Genomic DNA, 16,245 nt, shown 5'->3' on the forward strand with positions numbered 1-16,245 from the left:
AGCGCCGTGATGAGCGTCGCGCGGGGCATTCCCGCGCAGGCTTGATCTCAGTCCTCGTCTCGGAAACCCGTGTCTCAGACGTGCAGAATCTCTTTTTCCTTCGCCGCCAGCGCCTGGTCGATCTCGGCGATGTGCTGGTCGGTGACCTTCTGGACCTGATCGGATTGCCGAACCACGTCATCCTTGGTGAGATGGCCGTCCTTTTCCAGCTTCTTGATCAGGTCGATGCCGTCGCGGCGGACATGGCGCACTGCGATCTTGGCATCCTCGGCATATTTATGGGCGACCTTGACCATCTCCTTGCGGCGCTGCTCATTCAGCTCCGGAATACGGATGCGCAGCACCTGGCCTTCCGTCTGCGGGTTGAGGCCGAGATCGGATTCACGAATCGCCTTTTCAACGGCCGCGGTCATGCTGCGATCCCAGACCTGAACGCTGAGCAAGCGGGCTTCCGGCACGCTGACGGTCGCAAGCTGGCTGAGCGGCGTGCGGGCGCCATAAGCCTCGACCTGGATCGGGTCGAGCATGTTGGCGGAGGCGCGACCACTGCGCAGCGAGGCGAGATCGCCCTTGAAGGACTGGAGCGAACTCTGCATGCGGCGCTTCACGTCCGCGAGATCGAATGTCGTCTGGGCCATTATCTTCAAGACCTTGAGAGCTTATACGAAACCGGGCGCGACCATGGCGGCGGGTCCGCGCAGGGTCAAGGATTTCATGCGCCGCCGCAGTTCCAGAACGGGACATCTGGACGCGGCGGGGTTGACCGCCCGTTCATTCGGTTCCGCCATGGCGAGCCCCCCAAAACGAGTCCTGACACCGGAGTCAGCCATGCCACGCTTGAATCGCATTATCGAGACCGCACTTTATGTCGATGATCTCGAGCGCGCCGCAGCGTTCTACGAGAACGTTCTTGAAGTCGAGGCGATGCTACGCACCAAGACGTTGTACGCTTACGACATCGGCGGGTCGAGCGTGTTGCTGTTGTTCCAGCGTGGAGAATCACTTGGCAGCCAGACATCACCCAACGGAATCATCCCCCCGCATGACGGATCGGGACCGCTGCATATCTGCTTCGCCGTCGACGCCGAAGAATTGCCCGTCTGGGAGACCAGATTGAATCAGCATGGCGTCGCGATAGAGGGCCGCAGGACCTGGGAGCGCGGCGGAGAGAGCCTCTATCTGCGCGACCCGGATGGACACTTGCTCGAACTGATGAGTCCGGGCGTCTGGACCACCTACTAGAGCATTTTCGAGCGAAGTGGACACCGGTTCGCGTTAAGAAAATGCGTTAAAACAAGGAGGTAGAGCATTTCCGCGATTCGGAGAAACGTGGAAATACTCTAACCCCACAGGCCTGAGCAGGCAGCCCGACTCCCAGCCTCAGGGAGTGACGTAAGTCGCCCTGCCCTCGCCGCGCAGCACGGCTGCGAGCGCGCCGGTCTCGGCGATCGAGAACACGACGATGGTGAGGCCGGCATCGCGCGCCAGCGCAAAGGCCGCAGTATCCATCACCTTGAGGTCGCGCTTGATCGCCTCGGCATGGGTCAGCGTGTCGTAACGTGTCGCCTTCGGATCGATCTTGGGATCGGCAGTGTAGACACCGTCGACCTGCGTCGCCTTGAGCAGGTGGCTGCAATCGAGCTCGGCGGCGCGCAACGCGGCGCCCGTATCGGTGGTGAAATAGGGGTTGCCGGTGCCACCGCCCAGAATCACCACCTTGCCGTTGCTGAGGTGGTCGAGGGCGCGGCGGCGAGCATAGCTCTCGCAAAGCGAGGGCATCGGAACGGCCGACATCGCGCGCGCCGGGGCACCGGCAGTCTCGATCGCATGTTCGAGGGCCAGCGCGTTCATCACCGTGCCGAGCATGCCGATGGAATCGGCGCTCGGCCGATCCAGGCCCTTGTTCAGGCCCTGTAGGCCGCGAAAGAAATTGCCGCCGCCGACCACGATGGCGATCTCGACGCCTTCGCGTGCGGCATGTGCAATGTCAGCCGCCAGCGCCGTCAGCGTGTGGCCGTCGAGGCCAGATCCCGCTTGTCCCGCAAGGGCTTCGCCGGAGAGCTTCACAAGGACGCGTTTAGGTCTCACGGATTCGTCTCCCTGGCTACAGCATCAGACCGAATATCGTATGCGGTCTGATGCTGTAGGGCTCTGATCTTGCATCGGCTTGTCCCGAAAGCCGGTTCCCGCTTTTCGGGCCGATGCTCTAGCGCGAACTCGATTCGTATCCGCAGCCATCTTCTTACAAAAAAGGCCGCGCTGGGCGCGGCCTTTTTCTCAATCGTCAACCGGCATTTCAGCCCGTCGTGCCGCCGGCGGCTGCGACTTCCGCCGCAAAATCCTGCTCTTCCTTCTCGATGCCTTCGCCGAGCGCGAAACGAGCGAAGCCGGTGAGCTTCACCGGAGCCCCGACCTTGCCCTCGATCTCCTTGAGCACCTGACCGACCGACTTCGAGCCATCATGGATATAGGCCTGCTCGAGCAGGCAGTATTCCTTGGCGTAGCTCTTCAGCCCGCTCTCGGTGATCTTCTCGAGCACATTGGCGGGCTTGCCGGCGTTCTTTTCGGCCAGGATCGCCTTCTCGCGAGCCAGCACCTCGGGATCGACCGAAGCCAGATCGAGCGCGACCGGGTTGGTCGCCGCGACATGCATGGCGAGCTGACGGCCGAGCACGGCGAGCTCATCGGCGTTGCCGGTCGATTCCAGCGCGACGATGACGCCGATCTTGCCGAGCCCGTCGGCGACCGCGCCATGGACGTAGGAGCCGATCAGGCCGGTCGAGACCTTCAGCGACGCGACCCGGCGCAGCGTCATGTTCTCGCCGATGGTGGCGATGGCGTTGGCGACCGCCTCGGAAACCGTGCCGCCGCCGGGATAATGATGGGCGAGCACAGCATCGACGTCGCCGCCGCGCTCAAGCGCGACATTGGCAATGCCATGAGCCAGCGCCTGGAATTCGAGGTTGCGCGCGACGAAATCCGTCTCCGAGTTCAGCTCGATGACGACGCCGCTATGGCCGACGATCGCAACAGCGACGAGACCTTCGGCAGCGACGCGGCCGGCCTTCTTGGCGGCCTTGGCGAGGCCCTTGGTGCGCAGCCAGTCGATCGCGGCCTCGATGTCGCCGTCGACGGCGCTGAGCGCGGTCTTACAGTCCATCATGCCCGCGCCGGTCTTGTCGCGGAGTTCCTTCACCATGCCGGCGGTGATCGCTGCCATTTGCCTTGTCCTTATTGTCATGCGGACTGCGCCCTCACCGGGGGCAACCGCGCAATTCGTCTCGAAACATCACTTGAAGGAAGAACGCCGACGCTCCGTTTCCGGCCGCCGGCGCTCGTCTCGCATCATTGAAGAATGCGCTTTCGCGACGCGCCGATGACGCGTCGCGGAATTAAGATCACGCGTCGGCGAGATCGCGCGCCTGGGCGACCCAGCCGTCACGCTCGATGCGACCGGCGAGCTTCAGGTCGTGATCGACCTTGGTCACATCGGCAGGCGACATCGCAGCGAACTGCCAGAAATGGAACAGACCGCCATCATTGAGCTTCTGGACGAGCTCGGGGCCCATGCCGGAAAGCTTCATCAGGTCGTCCGGCGCGCCGCGCGGCGCGGTCAGCAGCTCAAAGGTCGGGCCGGCGTCGTTGGCGGGCTCGGCGACGACCTCTTCGACGATCGGAGCCTCGGCAGCGCCGAGATCGATGCCATGGTCGCCCGAAGCGCGCGAGATGCCGTCGATGGCCGAACGCGCAACCAGATCGCAATAGAGCGCGATGGCGCGGCCGGCATCGTCATTGGCCGGAACCGGGAAGGTGATGCCGTCCGGATCGCTGTTCGAGTCGATGATGGCGGCGACCGGAATGCCAAGGCGCTGGGCCTCCTTGATCGCGAGCGCTTCCTTGTTGGTGTCGATCACGAAGATCATGTCGGGCGTGCCGCCCATGTCCTTGATGCCGCCGAGCGCGCGCTCGAGCTTGTCGCGCTCGCGCGCCAACATCAGGCGCTCTTTCTTGGTCAGGCCGGTGCCGCCGCCATTGAGGAGCTCATCGACCTTGCGCAGGCGCTGGATCGAAGCCGAAATGGTCTTCCAGTTGGTCAGCATGCCGCCGAGCCAACGCGAATTGACATAATACTGAGCCGAGCGCTTGGCAGCGTCGGCGATCGAATCCTGCGCCTGGCGCTTGGTGCCGACGAAGAGAACGCGGCCGCCGCGGGCGACTGTGTCCGAGACCGCCTGCAGGGCGCGCGACAGCATCGGCACCGACTGCGAGAGATCGAGGATGTGAATGTTGTTGCGCGTGCCGAAGATGTAGGGCGACATTTTCGGGTTCCAGCGATGCGACTGGTGGCCGAAATGCGCGCCGGCCTCGAGCAACTGGCGCATAGAGAAATCTGGCAGAGCCATGGTATCAAACGTCCTTCCGGTTGAGCCTCTGGGGTGCGAATGAACAAGGCATAAGCTGCCAAGTCACCGGAACGCTTCGAGTATGAAGCGATGCTCCCCATGTGGGATGGGCTGCGCCATACAGGGGATGACGCGGGATTGCAAGGTGTTCGCCGGCTGGCGGGATCACAAACCGCATGAATGCCCCAGCCCGCGACGCTAGCTCGTTGCGCGGGGCCGGGGTCGTCGTGTTCGACCGAAGGCGATCAAGCCTTATTTCGGCAGGGCCGCGCCCATCTGCGTGACCACGGCGCCGATCTGCTTGCAGTAGGTTTCAGCGGTGGCGTTCTGCGCCTTGGCGATCGTCTCGATATTCTGTTGGATGCCCATCGCCGCGATGGTGCCGGTGCGGCCCTGGGCTTCAGCCGAATCGCCGCCGCTCTTGTCGGCGGGAACCGGCACCATGCCGAGCAACTTCTTCTGGATGTCGATGACGTCGGTGCCGATGAAGCCCTTGTCGTTGCAATAGCTTAGAATGCCGAGCTGGTTTCGTCCGGCCTGATAGGCGAGTTTGAGCTGGTCGGCCTGGGTCGGGGCCTGGGCCAGCACCGATGCTCCAGAGGCCAGGAAAGCACTCGCGGCAGCGATATAAATAAAATTCTTAGGAGAGGTCATCTCGGCCATCCTTGGTTATAATTCTAAGCATGATCTTCATGCTTTACCTCCCCCACCCGTTGCCTGATTAGCCTCGCGCGCCGCGCGATGCAACAGAACGATGCTTAGCCAGCAATACTGAGAGCTCTGCGAGGGAACAGCATTACAGCGAATCTGCATCGACCACATGAGCCGACATCGCCGAGGCGATGATTTCGAAATCATGCGCCTCGATATCGAGGAGCCCGAAACGGAGCTGATAACCCCAGTTTCGCTGCCCTGCGGTCAGATGCAATCGGTCGAGCAGCGGCCTGATCGGCGCCTCCCGCGCTTCCAGCCAATCGACATCGCGTCGGAAAGGTTGGAAGCCATTGCCCATATCGGCTCGGTATGGCTCCCTCTCCCGCACCGCCCCGATCGCCGTGAACGCCTGCAGCCGGTCGAAGCCGCCGAATCTGGCGGTCGGCGAATAATAGACGACGTGGTCACCCGGCTTGATGCGCCGCAACGGTGCGCCCTTGCCGTGGCAAACCTGCATGAATCCGCCGGACAGGCCGCGCCTGACATGCTCGGCGGCAGCCACCGCAATCCAGTGCCCATTCATCGAGACCTCCTCACGCCTGTCCGGGCGCGAAGACCCGCAGGCGATGGCCGTCGAGATCGAGCGCCACGAAGGTGCGGCCGAAATCGAGATCCGTTGGCGCCTGCAGAATGGCAAGCCCCCGCGCCGCCCAGTCGGCGTGGGTGGCGTCCACAGCCGCGGCATCAGTGACCGTCATGGCGATTTCCGCCCCGCCGCCAGCCGCCCCCGCCGCAGGTTCGACAGTGTGGCGCGACCACAGTCCCATCATGATGCCCGACGGCAAGGCGAACATCGCGAAGGTCGCAGACGAATCGAGCGGCTCGCGGCCGAGCAGGTCGGCATAGAAGCGGGCGCTCGCGAGCGGGCTGTCGACATAGAGAATGATGAAATTGGCATCCAGCATCGGAGGCTCCTGTTCTTGGAAGGCCTCGTCACACTAGATGTCGATGCTGCCAGTTTCCGGCAGTGTCCGTTATTCCGGCGGAGGGATGCCCTCGCTCTCGCGCCATTCCTTGAGGAGCGCCAGCCTGCGGCGTGGATAGCGCGTCTCCAGCGCGGTCAATTCAGCAATGCGGTCGGCGCGGAAATGCCGGAAGCCCTGCCGCAATTCGCACCAGGCGACGACGATCCGGACATGATCGAAGAAGCTCAGCGCGAAAGGCCAGATCACCCGTTCCGAGCGCGCCTCCTTGCCATTGCGATAGAGGATGGCGAGCTTGCGCTCGGAGCGAATAGCCTTGCGGATGAGGCCGAGATCGATGCGGCCTTCGCTGATCGCCGCGCCGGGCCCGACGAGCAGCGCCGAAGCCTCGGCGCGCTCACGCAGATCAGCCGGCAGAACAGCCGCAATCTTGGCCATGGCGTCGCGCGCAGCAGCGCCCAGGCGCTCATCGGCACGGTCCGCGACCCAGCGCGAACCCAATACCAGCGCCTCGATCTCGTCTTCCGTGAACATCAGCGGCGGCAGCATGAAGCCCGGATGCAACACATAGCCGAGGCCGGGCTCACCCTCGATCGGCGCGCCCTGCCCCTGCAGGGTCGCGATATCGCGATAGAGCGTGCGGATGCTGATGCCGGTCTGTTCGGCGAGCCTGCGGCCGCTGACCGGCCTGCGATGCCGGCGCAGCACCTGAACCAGATCGAGCAGGCGCTGCGAGCGTGACATCTGAAGCTTTCAGCCCGGCAAATCCGTCGCCTTGATCCGCTTGATCCCCAACGCCGCCATATCCGCCCAGGCCTTGGCCAGCGAGCCGTTGAGATCGATCGCGCGGCAGGCCTCTTCGACGACCTGCGTCTCCAGCCCCGCTTTGGCAGCGTCCTGAGCCGTCCAGCTTACGCAGAAATCCGTAGCGAGGCCGACGACGACGGCGCGCGTGACGCCGCGCTCCTTGAGGTAGCCGCCCAGGCCCGTCGGCGTCTTCCGGTCGGCCTCGACGAAGCCCGAATAGCTGTCGATCTCCGGCCGGTAGCCTTTCCGGACGATGGTCTGGGCGCGGGGCAGATCGAGATCGGCCCGGAATTCGGCGCCCTTGCTGCCCTGAATGCAATGGTCCGGCCACAGCACCTGGGGTCCATAGGGCATCTGGATCAGTTCGAACGGCTTCTTGCCGGGATGGCTCGAGGCGAAGGAGGAATGGCCGGCGGGATGCCAATCCTGCGTCAGGACGATGCTCTCGAAACGCTTGCCCAGCCCATTGATCACCGCGACGACCTCATCACCCCCTGTCACGGCGAGATTGCCGCCCGGGCAGAAATCATTCTGCACATCGACGACGATAAGCGCGGTGCGGGCGTCGATCATCGGTTTCTCCTGCGCTTGTGCGGATAGCGGCCGGACCGCGGCGGCGATGGTCAGCACCGTCGCGCCCGCGATCAGGCTGCGGCGATCCACGGTGATAGAATTCAGCATGGAAACGTTCCCCCGTCCTTGTCCAATCCCGCTATCAGGCCAGAGCGCTCGCAGCGACGCGGCGCCCTGTCGCTCATCCCTCAGTCGTGCGCCTCATCCGTGTCATGCCCTTGCGGGCGGCAAACATGCGCCCATAAACGTCGCCCGCCAGATCGGGCCGGTAGCAGCGCTGTTCGAGCAGCGGATCCCACGAGTGCTCATGGGTGTCGATCAGGTCGAAATCCGCTTTCAGGCGGGCTTCCAGCTGGATCCGGTTCTTGCGATTCTGGTACTCCAGCAACACCAGCGAAGTCTTTGAGAGGTCGATATGATCCAACACATCGCCCTCGCCGCCCTCGATATCGATTTTGACGATGTCCGGTGATGGCAGGCTGGCGGGATCCACGACGGCGACCTCGTAGCGCTCGACCATGGCGCCCGCCACGAAGGTATCGCCGGCATAGGATGCCAATCCGGATTCACCGTCCCCGGCGAAGCGGCTCACGAAGCTCGCAGTCTTCTCTCCGCCCGGAAACAGGGCCGCGTTGACGATTACGATATCGCGGCGCTGATGCGTATTGCGTTTCAGGAACTCGAAGGTGCCGGGATGCGGTTCGTAGGAGGTCACCACGCTGCCCGGCCAGCGCGCCGTCGCCCAGAGCGCAAAAGAACCGACATTCGCACCGATATCGAGGATATCGAGGCCGACGCCGTCATAGCCCGCCTCGTACTCGCCCTCGAGCACGTCCTTGATGGCCCAGTGCATCGCTTCGGGCACCGCAAGGCTCATCGGAATGCGCGCGATATAATGCTTCAAGACAGGCCCCCCGGCATTCGGGTCCGCTCCACTCCTCTGGTGAGAAACGGCTTCGCACCCGGATGAAAACGCTTTCCCGCTGCATTTGAAAGCATTGCTCTCGGGTCAGCACAAGGCCGGTAAGATGCCAGTCGGTCGAGCGGGCGAAAACCCGCCCGATCCCAAGCGGCTTTCGCGCCTCTTCAGCGCAACTCGACGCTGACCACGCCGGGCGCGGCGCGCACCGCATTGGCGATCTGCTGGTTGACCGGATAGCGCCCCGGCAACTCGATCTCGACCTCCTGCGCGCCGTCGTTCAGGATCATCACCAGCGCGATCTTGCCCTCGGCCCTGATGCCGTCGCTGCGCGGACGGACACGCTCGGCGATCGAGGCCAGCGCCTTATCGTCACGCAGATAGACCAGCAGATCCTGCTTCTGACGCGCGGCGAGATCGTCCAGCACCTCGACATCCTCGATGCGGGGCCGCACCTCCTCGCCGTCGAGCACGGCAGAAAGGCGCAGGACCAGCGCCCTGCCCGGCTCCAGCAGGTCCCGGTAGCGCTGAAGCCCCTCCGAGAACAGGATCGCTTCAAACTGGCCGCTCGGATCGGAGAGGTTGACGATGCCCATCTTCGAACCGGATTTCGTCCGCCGCTCCGATTTGTCGATGACGGAAACGGCGACCTTGGCGACCGAAGTGCCGTTGGCGCGCACGGTCTGGGCGAAATCGGCATAGCGCTGCACGCGCAGGCGCTTGAGCACGTGCTCATAATCGTCGAGCGGATGGCCCGACAGGAAGAAGCCGACCGCGTCATGCTCGCGCCTGAGCCGTTCGGCCGGCGACCAGGGCTCGACGGGCGGGATGCGGAAAGCCTCCTGGACCATGCCGCCGCCGAAGAAATCGGATTGCCCTGCCGCCGCCTCGTCGCGCGTGCGGTTGGAGAGTGCCAGCATGCCGTCGATCGCCGCCATCGCCCGGGCGCGCTCCGGCTCCAGCGCATCAAGCGCGCCTGCCGCAATCAGCGCCTCGATGGTGCGGCGGTTGACCAGCTTGGTGTCGATCCGCCGGGCGAAGTCGGCAAGATCCTTGAAATCGCCACCGGCGCGGCGCGCGACAACGACGGATTCGACCGCAAGCCGCCCGACGCCCTTGATCGCGCCGAGCGCATAATGGATCGCGCCATCGGCGACATCGAACTCGACGCCGGAGCGGTTGATCGCAGGCGGCAAAACCTTGATCTCGAGGCGCTCGGCATCGCGGCGGAATTCGTTGATCTTGTCGGTGTTGCCCATATCGAGCGTCATCGAGGCGGCAAGGAATTCGACCGGATAATTCGCCTTGAGATAGGCGGTCTGGAAAGCCACCACGGCATAAGCGGCCGCATGGCTCTTGTTGAAGCCGTAATCGGCGAATTTCGCCAGAAGATCGAAGATCTCGGAAGCGATATCCTTGGTCATGCCGCCTTCGACGGCGCCGCGCACGAAACGGTCGCGCTGGGCGTCCATCTCGGCCTTGATCTTCTTGCCCATGGCGCGGCGCAGCAGGTCGGCCTCGCCGAGCGAATAGCCCGAGAGCGCCTGGGCCACCTGCATCACCTGCTCCTGATAGACGATGATGCCGTGCGTTTCGGCAAGGATCGGCTCCATCTTCGGGTGCAGATAGGTCGGGCTTTCCTGACCGAGCTTGCGGCGGCAATAGCTCGGAATGTTGTCCATCGGCCCTGGCCGATAGAGCGCGACCAGCGCGATCAGATCCTCGATCCGGTCGGCTTTCATGTCGACGAGCGCCCGACGCATGCCGGCGCTTTCCACCTGGAACACGCCGACCACCTCGCCGCGCGCCAGCATCTCGTAGCTCTTGGGATCGTCGAAAGGCAGGCTTGCGAGGTCGACCGCGATGCCGCGCTGGGCGATGAGCTTCACCGCCGTCTCAAGGGTGGTCAGCGTCTTGAGGCCGAGGAAGTCGAATTTCACCAGCCCGGCCTGCTCGACCCATTTCATGTTGAACTGGGTGACGCGCATGCCGGTGCGCGGATCAACCGAGAGCGCAACGAGCTGTTCGAGCGGGCGGTCGCCGATGACGACGCCCGCCGCATGGGTCGAGGCGTGGCGGTGCAGCCCTTCGAGCTTCTGGCCGATCTCGAGCAGGCGCGCGACGATCGGCTCCTCCGCCGCCGCCTCCTGCAGCTTGGGCTCGCCTGCTATCGCATCGACCAGCGAAATCGGCTTCGCCGGATTCTGCGGCACGAGCTTGGTCAGCTTGTCGACCTGGCCGTAAGGCATTTCCAGAACGCGACCGACATCGCGCAGCACGCCGCGTGCCAGCAGCGTACCGAAGGTGATGATCTGGGCGACGCGCTCCTCGCCATAATGGCGTTTGACGTAGTCGATCACCTCTTCTCGCCGGTTCTGGCAGAAGTCGATGTCGAAGTCCGGCATCGAGACGCGGTCGGGGTTGAGGAAGCGCTCGAACAGCAAGCCGAAGCGCAACGGATCGACGTCCGTGATGGTCAGCGCATAGGCGACGAGCGAGCCCGCGCCCGAGCCACGGCCGGGCCCGACCGGAATGCCGTGATCCTTGGCCCATTTGATGAAGTCGGCAACGATCAGGAAGTAACCCGGGAACTTCATCCGGGTGATGATGGAGAGCTCGAAATCGAGCCGCTTCTCATAGTCCTCGACCGCATAGCCCGAAGCCGGGCCGTGCTTGGCGAGCCGCGCGGCAAGGCCGGCGCGCGCCTGTGCGTCCAGCTCCTCCGCCTCGTCGCGTCCTTCCGCGCCGAAGCGCGGCAGGATCGGCTTGCGCAGGCCGACGCGCCAGGAGCAGCGCATCGCGATCTCGACGGTCGTGCTCAAGGCCTCCGGCAGGTCGGCAAAGCGCCGCTTCATCTCGGCGCGGCTGGCGAATTGATGCAGCGGCGTGACGCGGCGGCGCTCGCCGTCGGAAACCAGACGCCCCGCGGCAACCGCCAGCAGCGCGTCATGGGCGTCGAAATCGCCGGGCTTTGCGAAGAAAGGCTCGTTGGTGGCGACGATCGGCAGGTCGGCATCATAAGCGAGCCGCAGCAGATGCGCCTCGACCACGGCCTGCCCCTCGCGCTCATGGCGCTGGATCTCGACATAGAGCCGGTCACCGAAGATGGAGGCGAGTTGGTCGAGCCGCGTTCTTGCCTGCGGCGCCTGCCCGGCTCGCAGCGCCATGTCGAGCGGACCGCCATAACCGCCGGTCAGGGCGATCAGCCCGTCATGATGCGCCGCCAGGCGCTCCGGCGACGAGATCGGCTGCCCCGAGCCGCCAGCCGCCAGGCAGGCCTCGGAGACGAGCTTCATCAGGTTGCCGTAACCACCTTCCGTCATGGCGAGCAGGACGATGTGCGGCGTGTCCTGCTGCACGGGCTTGCGGCCGCCCTCGGCTTCATCCGCGAAATCGACCGAGAGCTGCACGCCTACGATCGGCTGCAGGCCGGAGGCCGCCAGCTTCTCCGAGAATTCGAGCGCGCCGAACAGGTTGTTGGTGTCGGTCAGCGCCAGCGCCGGCTGCCCGTCCCCGGCAGCCATCTTGGCGATGGTGGAGACGGTCATCGCGCCTTCGAGCAGCGAATAGCTCGAATGGACATGAAGATGGACGAAGCCGACCTCCGACAGAATGCGCGCCTCGCCGGATTCTCGACTCATTCCACCCTCGCCTGCCCGCTACTCAGCGCACGACTCGCGGCGTCGCGCCAGCGTCATATGAAGCGGTTGCGGAGCAGGCGTCGAGGCGGCGGCATGCCACGCTGTGGATAGACATGCCGCGCTGTCGATAGGTCAGACGCGCGGTCCCGCCATCAACGCCGCCCAGATCCAGATCATGCCGAGAAACAGGCCTAGCGACAGGATTTCGGCCAAGCCAACGACGAGTTTGCGCGCAGCGATCATGTCCATCTCCCTTGTTCTCTATACGTCCAATTTAATTCATGTTTTGTTCTCGTCAATGCCGATAGGTCAGTTCCACTCTGCGCATATGAATGGCAGTTAACAGGACGTTAAGCGAGCATCGACAGGTCCCCAGAGCGGTGCGGCGCCCCATTTCGGGTCATGCCCCGCCGATCGCCCCAGCTGCTATGTTCACGTGAAGCTTCACATGGCTGCGTCAACTATGCAGCTATGATGCGGGAGATCACGCGCTTTGGTCGCTTGAGGAGCGTCCCATGACGGCAAGCAAGGTAATTCTTCGCAAATGGACAGGCCGCATCCGAACGGGCGAGCAAGACGAGTACGGCGCCTATGTCGCTCGCACCGGGGCAAGCGACTGCGCAGGAACATCCGGAAATCTGGGATTTCAAATTCTGATACGCCCGCTGGGCGACGGAACAAGCCAGATTGCGACGCTCAGCTGGTGGGAATCGATGGATGCCATCCGGGACTTCGCCGGCAAGGAGCCTGATCTCGCCCGCTACTATCCCGAGGATGAGCGATTCCTCTTGGATCGTCCCAGTCATGTCGAACATCACCAGGTGATCGCGAGCCGCGTTGCGCTCTCGATCGCGCCCGACTGACTTGCCGTCAGAGCGGCACGACCAGCCCGTCGCGGATCGTGACCTGCCGGTCCATGCGGCTAGCAAGGTCGAGATTATGGGTCGCGATCAGCGCCGCCAGCCCCGAAGCACGCGCCAGGGCCACAAGCGTACTGAAGACATGCAGCGAGGTATGCGGGTCGAGATTGCCGGTCGGCTCATCGGCCAGCAGCAGGCGCGGTGTATTGGCCATGGCGCGGCCGATCGCGACGCGTTGCTGCTCGCCACCGGAGAGTTCGCCCGGCAGATGGTCGAGGCGCGCGCCCAGGCCGAGGAAGGTCAGGAGTTCGGCGGCCCGCTCCTCCGCCAACTGCTTCGGCAGGCCGCGGATGCGCTGGGGCAGGACGACGTTCTCCAGCGCGCTGAATTCCGGCAGCAGATGGTGGAACTGGTAGACGAAGCCGATCTCGGTGCGCCGCAGCCGGGTGCGGCCCTTGTCGTCGAGCTTGGCGGTCGCCATGCCGCCGACGAAGACCTCGCCGGCATCCGGCTTTTCGAGCAGGCCGGCGACATGGAGCAAGGTCGACTTGCCCGTGCCGCTGGGCGCGACGAGCGCGACGAGCTCGCCCGGCCACAGCGCGAAATCCGCCTTGCGCAGGATTTCGAGCGGAGCGTCGGTCTGGGGGTAGAAGCGCTCGACCTGAGAGAGGAAGAGTGCAGGTGTTTCGCGTTGCATGATGCGACCAGTTCCCGCCTTCAACCCATCCTGAGCGCTTGGACGGGGTCGAGACGCGCCGCCTTCCAGGCCGGATAGAGCGTCGCCAGCAGCGACAGGACAAGCGCCATCACCACCACGCTCGTGACCTCGCTCCAGTCGATGACCGAGGGAATGTCGCTGAGGAAACGCACGGTCGGATCCCAGAGATTGGCGCCGGTGAGCCAGTTCAGCGCCGCGGTGATCGACTTGATGTTCCTGGCGAAGACGATCCCGAGCCCGAGGCCCGCCAGCGTTCCGAAGACGCCGATCGCCGCGCCCGTGATCAGGAAGACGCGCAAGACCGTGCCGCGCGTCGCCCCCATCGTCCGCATGATCGCGATGTCCGATGTCTTGTCTTTCACCAGCATGATCAGGCCCGAGACGATGTTGAGCGCCGCGACGAGCACGATCAGGGCCAGGATGATGAACATGACGTTGCGCTCGACTTCGAGCGCGCTGAAGAAGGTCCGGTTGCGCTGGCGCCAATCGGACAGCACGAGCGGGCGCGGCGCATCGGCCTCGATGGCGTCGCGCACGGCCTGGGTCTTGTCGGGATTGTCGACGAAGATCTCGATGACGTTCACGTCGCCGTCGCGGTTGAAATAGGCCTGCGCCTCCGTCAGCGGCATGAAGACGAAGGAGCTGTCGAACTCGGTCATCCCGATCTCGAACACGGCCTGCACCGGATAGGCCTTGATGCGCGGCGCCGTACCAAAGGGCGTGGAGGCCCCGCGCGGCGTCACGATGGTGATCGAATCACCCGGTTGCAGCGACAGGGAATCCGCCAGGCGCTTGCCGATGGCGACGCCGCCGGCCGTGTCGAAGCCATCGAGCGTGCCGCGCCTGATGTTTCCGCCGACAAAGGGGATCGATTTGAGGTCGGCCTCGCTGATGCCACGCACCAGCACGCCGCCATTGGCGTATTGCGACGATGCCAGCGCCTGCCCTTCGACCAGCGGAATGGCGAGCTTGATGCCCGGCACCTTCCGAAGCCGCTCCGCCACCGCCATGTAGTCGTCAAGTGGGCGGTCGATCGGGGTTGCGAAGATGTGGCCGTTCACGCCAACGATCTTCTCCAGCAGCTCCTTGCGGAAGCCGTTCATCACCGACATCACGATGATCAGCGTCGCGACGCCGAGCAGGATGCCGAGGAAAGAAAAGCCGGCGATAACCGAAACGAAGCCCTCGCGCCGGCGCGTGCGCAGATAGCGTCCGGCCAGCAGCCATTCGAAGCCAGCGAAGGGGCGGGTTCCGGTGGGCTGAATCTGCGCGCCCGCATCGGCCGTCTCGGCCGGCATCGCCTGCGTCGCCATATTCATTGACCCCTGCCCTGCCGGTTGCGCGGGTTCACGCGGTCTTGCCCTTGAAGCGGTCGAGCGCGGCCTCGAGCGAGACGAGTTCGCGCTCGCCGCCGGCGCGACGCTTGATCTCAACCTTGCCCTCAGTCAGCCCCTTGGGGCCGACGATGATCTGCCAGGGCACACCGATCAGGTCGGCGGTGGCAAATTTGCCGCCCGGACGCGTGTCGGTGTCGTCATAGAGCGCGTCATAGCCCTTGGCGAGCAGAGCCTTGTAGAGCTGCTCGCAGGCACCGTCGGTCGCAGCGTCGCCGACCTTGAGGTTCAGCACGGCAATGTCGAAGGGCGCGATCTCATCGGGCCAGATGATGCCGCCATCGTCATGGCCGGCCTCGATCAGCGCGGCAACGAGCCGGCTCGGACCGATACCGTACGAGCCGCCATGGACAGGCACGGGTACCCCGTCCGGGCCGGCCACGGTTGCGCCCATCGGCTCGGAATACTTCGTGCCGAAATAGAAGATGTGACCGACTTCGATGCCGCGCGCCGAAACGCGCTTCTCTTCCGGAACCGCCTCGAAGGCTGCCTTGTCGTGCATTTCCTCTGTCGCGGCGTAGAGGCTCGTCCACTTGTCGAAAACGCCCTGCAGGCCGGGGACGCTGTCGAAATCGGTGTCGGCCGCCGGGGTCTCGAAATTCAGGTAGTCGCTGTGGCAGAAGACCTCGCTCTCGCCGGTCGAGGCGAGCACGATGAACTCATGGCTGAGGTCGCCGCCGATCGGGCCGGTGTCGGCCTTCATCGGAATCGCCTTCAGGCCGAGACGCGCGAAGGTGCGCAGATAGGCCGTGAACATGCGGTTATAGGCGTGGCGCGCGCTGGCCTGGTCGATGTCGAACGAATAGGCGTCCTTCATCAGGAACTCGCGCCCGCGCATCACGCCGAAACGGGGGCGGACCTCGTCGCGGAATTTCCATTGGATGTGGTAGAGATTGAGCGGCAAGTCCTTGTACGACTTGACGTAGGAGCGAACGATCTCGGTGACCATCTCCTCATTGGTCGGGCCGTACAGCATGTCGCGGTCGTGCCGGTCCTTGATGCGCAGCATCTCCTTGCCATAGGCGTCGTAGCGGCCGCTCTCGCGCCAGAGATCGGCCGACTGGATTGTCGGCATCAGGATCTCGATGGCGCCCGAGCGGTTCTGCTCCTCGCGGACAATGCGGCTGATCTTGTCGAGGACGCGCAGGCCCAGCGGCAGCCAGGAATAGATGCCGGCGGACTGCTGGCGGATCATCCCCGCGCGCAGCATCAGGCGATGCGAGACGATCTCGGCTTCTTTGGGCGTATCGCGCAGCAGGGGCAGAAAGTAGCGGGAGAGGCGCATGGAGGAAC

At 64.3% G+C, this 16,245-nt stretch carries 16 protein-coding genes; 2 read left to right on the top strand and 14 right to left on the bottom strand.

Going from position 1 to position 16,245, the window contains the following annotated elements:
- Nucleotides 1-74 precede the first annotated feature (74 nt).
- Entirely contained in the window at nucleotides 75-638 is a 564-nt protein-coding gene (gene frr / locus J2Y55_RS05950; protein ID WP_092165774.1) for a ribosome recycling factor, read from the bottom strand.
- Between frr and J2Y55_RS05955 the strand changes: the two genes are divergently transcribed.
- Nucleotides 595-1,242 carry a VOC family protein gene (locus J2Y55_RS05955; protein WP_310149151.1) on the top strand — a complete coding sequence of 216 codons (648 nt, stop codon included), beginning with the start codon at nucleotides 595-597 and terminating at the stop codon, nucleotides 1,240-1,242. The two genes, frr and J2Y55_RS05955, sit on opposite strands and share 44 nt — an antisense overlap.
- Before the next feature lie 138 nt (nucleotides 1,243-1,380).
- On the opposite strand, the gene pyrH is transcribed toward J2Y55_RS05955, so the two are convergent.
- From pyrH to dnaE, 10 genes are all read right to left on the bottom strand, one after another.
- The gene (pyrH, locus tag J2Y55_RS05960; RefSeq protein WP_069691669.1) at nucleotides 1,381-2,088 is read right to left on the bottom strand and encodes a UMP kinase; all 708 of its coding nucleotides are present in this window, start codon (nucleotides 2,086-2,088) and stop codon (nucleotides 1,381-1,383) included.
- A 208-nt stretch (nucleotides 2,089-2,296) separates the two neighbouring features.
- On the bottom strand, nucleotides 2,297-3,220 hold the full coding sequence (gene tsf, locus J2Y55_RS05965) for a translation elongation factor Ts (RefSeq protein WP_310149157.1): 924 nt from the start codon (nucleotides 3,218-3,220) through the stop codon (nucleotides 2,297-2,299).
- Nucleotides 3,221-3,398: 178 nt separating this feature from the next.
- Nucleotides 3,399-4,403: a 30S ribosomal protein S2 gene (locus tag J2Y55_RS05970; protein WP_310149160.1), complete on the bottom strand. Its 1,005-nt coding sequence runs from the start codon at nucleotides 4,401-4,403 to the stop codon at nucleotides 3,399-3,401.
- 252 nt (nucleotides 4,404-4,655) lie between these two features.
- Nucleotides 4,656-5,066: a pore-forming ESAT-6 family protein gene (locus J2Y55_RS05975; protein ID WP_310149163.1), complete on the bottom strand. Its 411-nt coding sequence runs from the start codon at nucleotides 5,064-5,066 to the stop codon at nucleotides 4,656-4,658.
- Between the two features lie 133 nt (nucleotides 5,067-5,199).
- Nucleotides 5,200-5,640: an EVE domain-containing protein gene (locus tag J2Y55_RS05980; RefSeq protein ID WP_310149165.1), complete on the bottom strand. Its 441-nt coding sequence runs from the start codon at nucleotides 5,638-5,640 to the stop codon at nucleotides 5,200-5,202.
- A gap of 10 nt (nucleotides 5,641-5,650) precedes the next feature.
- Complete coding sequence (locus J2Y55_RS05985; protein ID WP_310149168.1) at nucleotides 5,651-6,022, bottom strand: VOC family protein; 372 nt, start codon at nucleotides 6,020-6,022, stop codon at nucleotides 5,651-5,653.
- 69 nt (nucleotides 6,023-6,091) lie between these two features.
- Complete coding sequence (locus J2Y55_RS05990; protein WP_310149171.1) at nucleotides 6,092-6,784, bottom strand: helix-turn-helix transcriptional regulator; 693 nt, start codon at nucleotides 6,782-6,784, stop codon at nucleotides 6,092-6,094.
- Nucleotides 6,785-6,793: 9 nt separating this feature from the next.
- Nucleotides 6,794-7,528, bottom strand: a complete 735-nt coding sequence (gene pncA / locus J2Y55_RS05995) for a bifunctional nicotinamidase/pyrazinamidase (RefSeq protein WP_404978827.1) — start codon at nucleotides 7,526-7,528, stop codon at nucleotides 6,794-6,796.
- 73 nt (nucleotides 7,529-7,601) lie between these two features.
- A complete protein-coding gene (locus J2Y55_RS06000; protein ID WP_310149174.1) occupies nucleotides 7,602-8,324 on the bottom strand; it encodes an FkbM family methyltransferase in 723 nt (240 codons plus the stop codon).
- 182 nt (nucleotides 8,325-8,506) lie between these two features.
- Nucleotides 8,507-11,980 carry a DNA polymerase III subunit alpha gene (dnaE, locus tag J2Y55_RS06005; RefSeq protein WP_310149179.1) on the bottom strand — a complete coding sequence of 1,158 codons (3,474 nt, stop codon included), beginning with the start codon at nucleotides 11,978-11,980 and terminating at the stop codon, nucleotides 8,507-8,509.
- Nucleotides 11,981-12,495: 515 nt separating this feature from the next.
- Between dnaE and J2Y55_RS06010 the strand changes: the two genes are divergently transcribed.
- The gene (locus J2Y55_RS06010; protein ID WP_310149182.1) at nucleotides 12,496-12,843 is read left to right on the top strand and encodes a hypothetical protein; all 348 of its coding nucleotides are present in this window, start codon (nucleotides 12,496-12,498) and stop codon (nucleotides 12,841-12,843) included.
- Between the two features lie 7 nt (nucleotides 12,844-12,850).
- Here J2Y55_RS06010 and J2Y55_RS06015 read toward each other — a convergent pair whose 3' ends face one another.
- The 3 genes from J2Y55_RS06015 to proS are packed head-to-tail and all read right to left on the bottom strand — an operon-like array spanning nucleotide 12,851 to nucleotide 16,237.
- A complete protein-coding gene (locus tag J2Y55_RS06015; protein WP_310149185.1) occupies nucleotides 12,851-13,537 on the bottom strand; it encodes an ABC transporter ATP-binding protein in 687 nt (228 codons plus the stop codon).
- 20 nt (nucleotides 13,538-13,557) lie between these two features.
- Nucleotides 13,558-14,871 (bottom strand): lipoprotein-releasing ABC transporter permease subunit, encoded by a 1,314-nt coding sequence (locus J2Y55_RS06020; protein ID WP_310150632.1) that lies wholly within the window; start codon nucleotides 14,869-14,871, stop codon nucleotides 13,558-13,560.
- Between the two features lie 34 nt (nucleotides 14,872-14,905).
- Entirely contained in the window at nucleotides 14,906-16,237 is a 1,332-nt protein-coding gene (gene proS / locus J2Y55_RS06025) for a proline--tRNA ligase (RefSeq protein ID WP_310149188.1), read from the bottom strand.
- Between the last annotated feature and the right edge of the window lie 8 nt (nucleotides 16,238-16,245).

The sequence above is a fragment of the Allobosea sp. BE125 genome, from assembly GCF_031456075.1.
GTDB lineage: Bacteria > Pseudomonadota > Alphaproteobacteria > Rhizobiales > Beijerinckiaceae > Allobosea.

Coding starts and splice junctions, on each gene's coding strand:
- J2Y55_RS05955 (WP_310149151.1), top strand. CDS start 595: ATGCGGCGCTTCACGTCCGCGAGATCGAATGTCGTCTGGGCCATTATC.
- frr (WP_092165774.1), bottom strand. CDS start 638: ATGGCCCAGACGACATTCGATCTCGCGGACGTGAAGCGCCGCATGCAG.
- tsf (WP_310149157.1), bottom strand. CDS start 3,220: ATGGCAGCGATCACCGCCGGCATGGTGAAGGAACTCCGCGACAAGACC.
- J2Y55_RS05970 (WP_310149160.1), bottom strand. CDS start 4,403: ATGGCTCTGCCAGATTTCTCTATGCGCCAGTTGCTCGAGGCCGGCGCG.
- J2Y55_RS05975 (WP_310149163.1), bottom strand. CDS start 5,066: ATGGCCGAGATGACCTCTCCTAAGAATTTTATTTATATCGCTGCCGCG.
- J2Y55_RS05980 (WP_310149165.1), bottom strand. CDS start 5,640: ATGAATGGGCACTGGATTGCGGTGGCTGCCGCCGAGCATGTCAGGCGC.
- J2Y55_RS05985 (WP_310149168.1), bottom strand. CDS start 6,022: ATGCTGGATGCCAATTTCATCATTCTCTATGTCGACAGCCCGCTCGCG.
- J2Y55_RS05990 (WP_310149171.1), bottom strand. CDS start 6,784: ATGTCACGCTCGCAGCGCCTGCTCGATCTGGTTCAGGTGCTGCGCCGG.
- pncA (WP_404978827.1), bottom strand. CDS start 7,528: ATGCTGAATTCTATCACCGTGGATCGCCGCAGCCTGATCGCGGGCGCG.
- dnaE (WP_310149179.1), bottom strand. CDS start 11,980: ATGAGTCGAGAATCCGGCGAGGCGCGCATTCTGTCGGAGGTCGGCTTC.
- J2Y55_RS06010 (WP_310149182.1), top strand. CDS start 12,496: ATGACGGCAAGCAAGGTAATTCTTCGCAAATGGACAGGCCGCATCCGA.
- J2Y55_RS06015 (WP_310149185.1), bottom strand. CDS start 13,537: ATGCAACGCGAAACACCTGCACTCTTCCTCTCTCAGGTCGAGCGCTTC.
- J2Y55_RS06020 (WP_310150632.1), bottom strand. CDS start 14,871: ATGGCGACGCAGGCGATGCCGGCCGAGACGGCCGATGCGGGCGCGCAG.
- proS (WP_310149188.1), bottom strand. CDS start 16,237: ATGCGCCTCTCCCGCTACTTTCTGCCCCTGCTGCGCGATACGCCCAAA.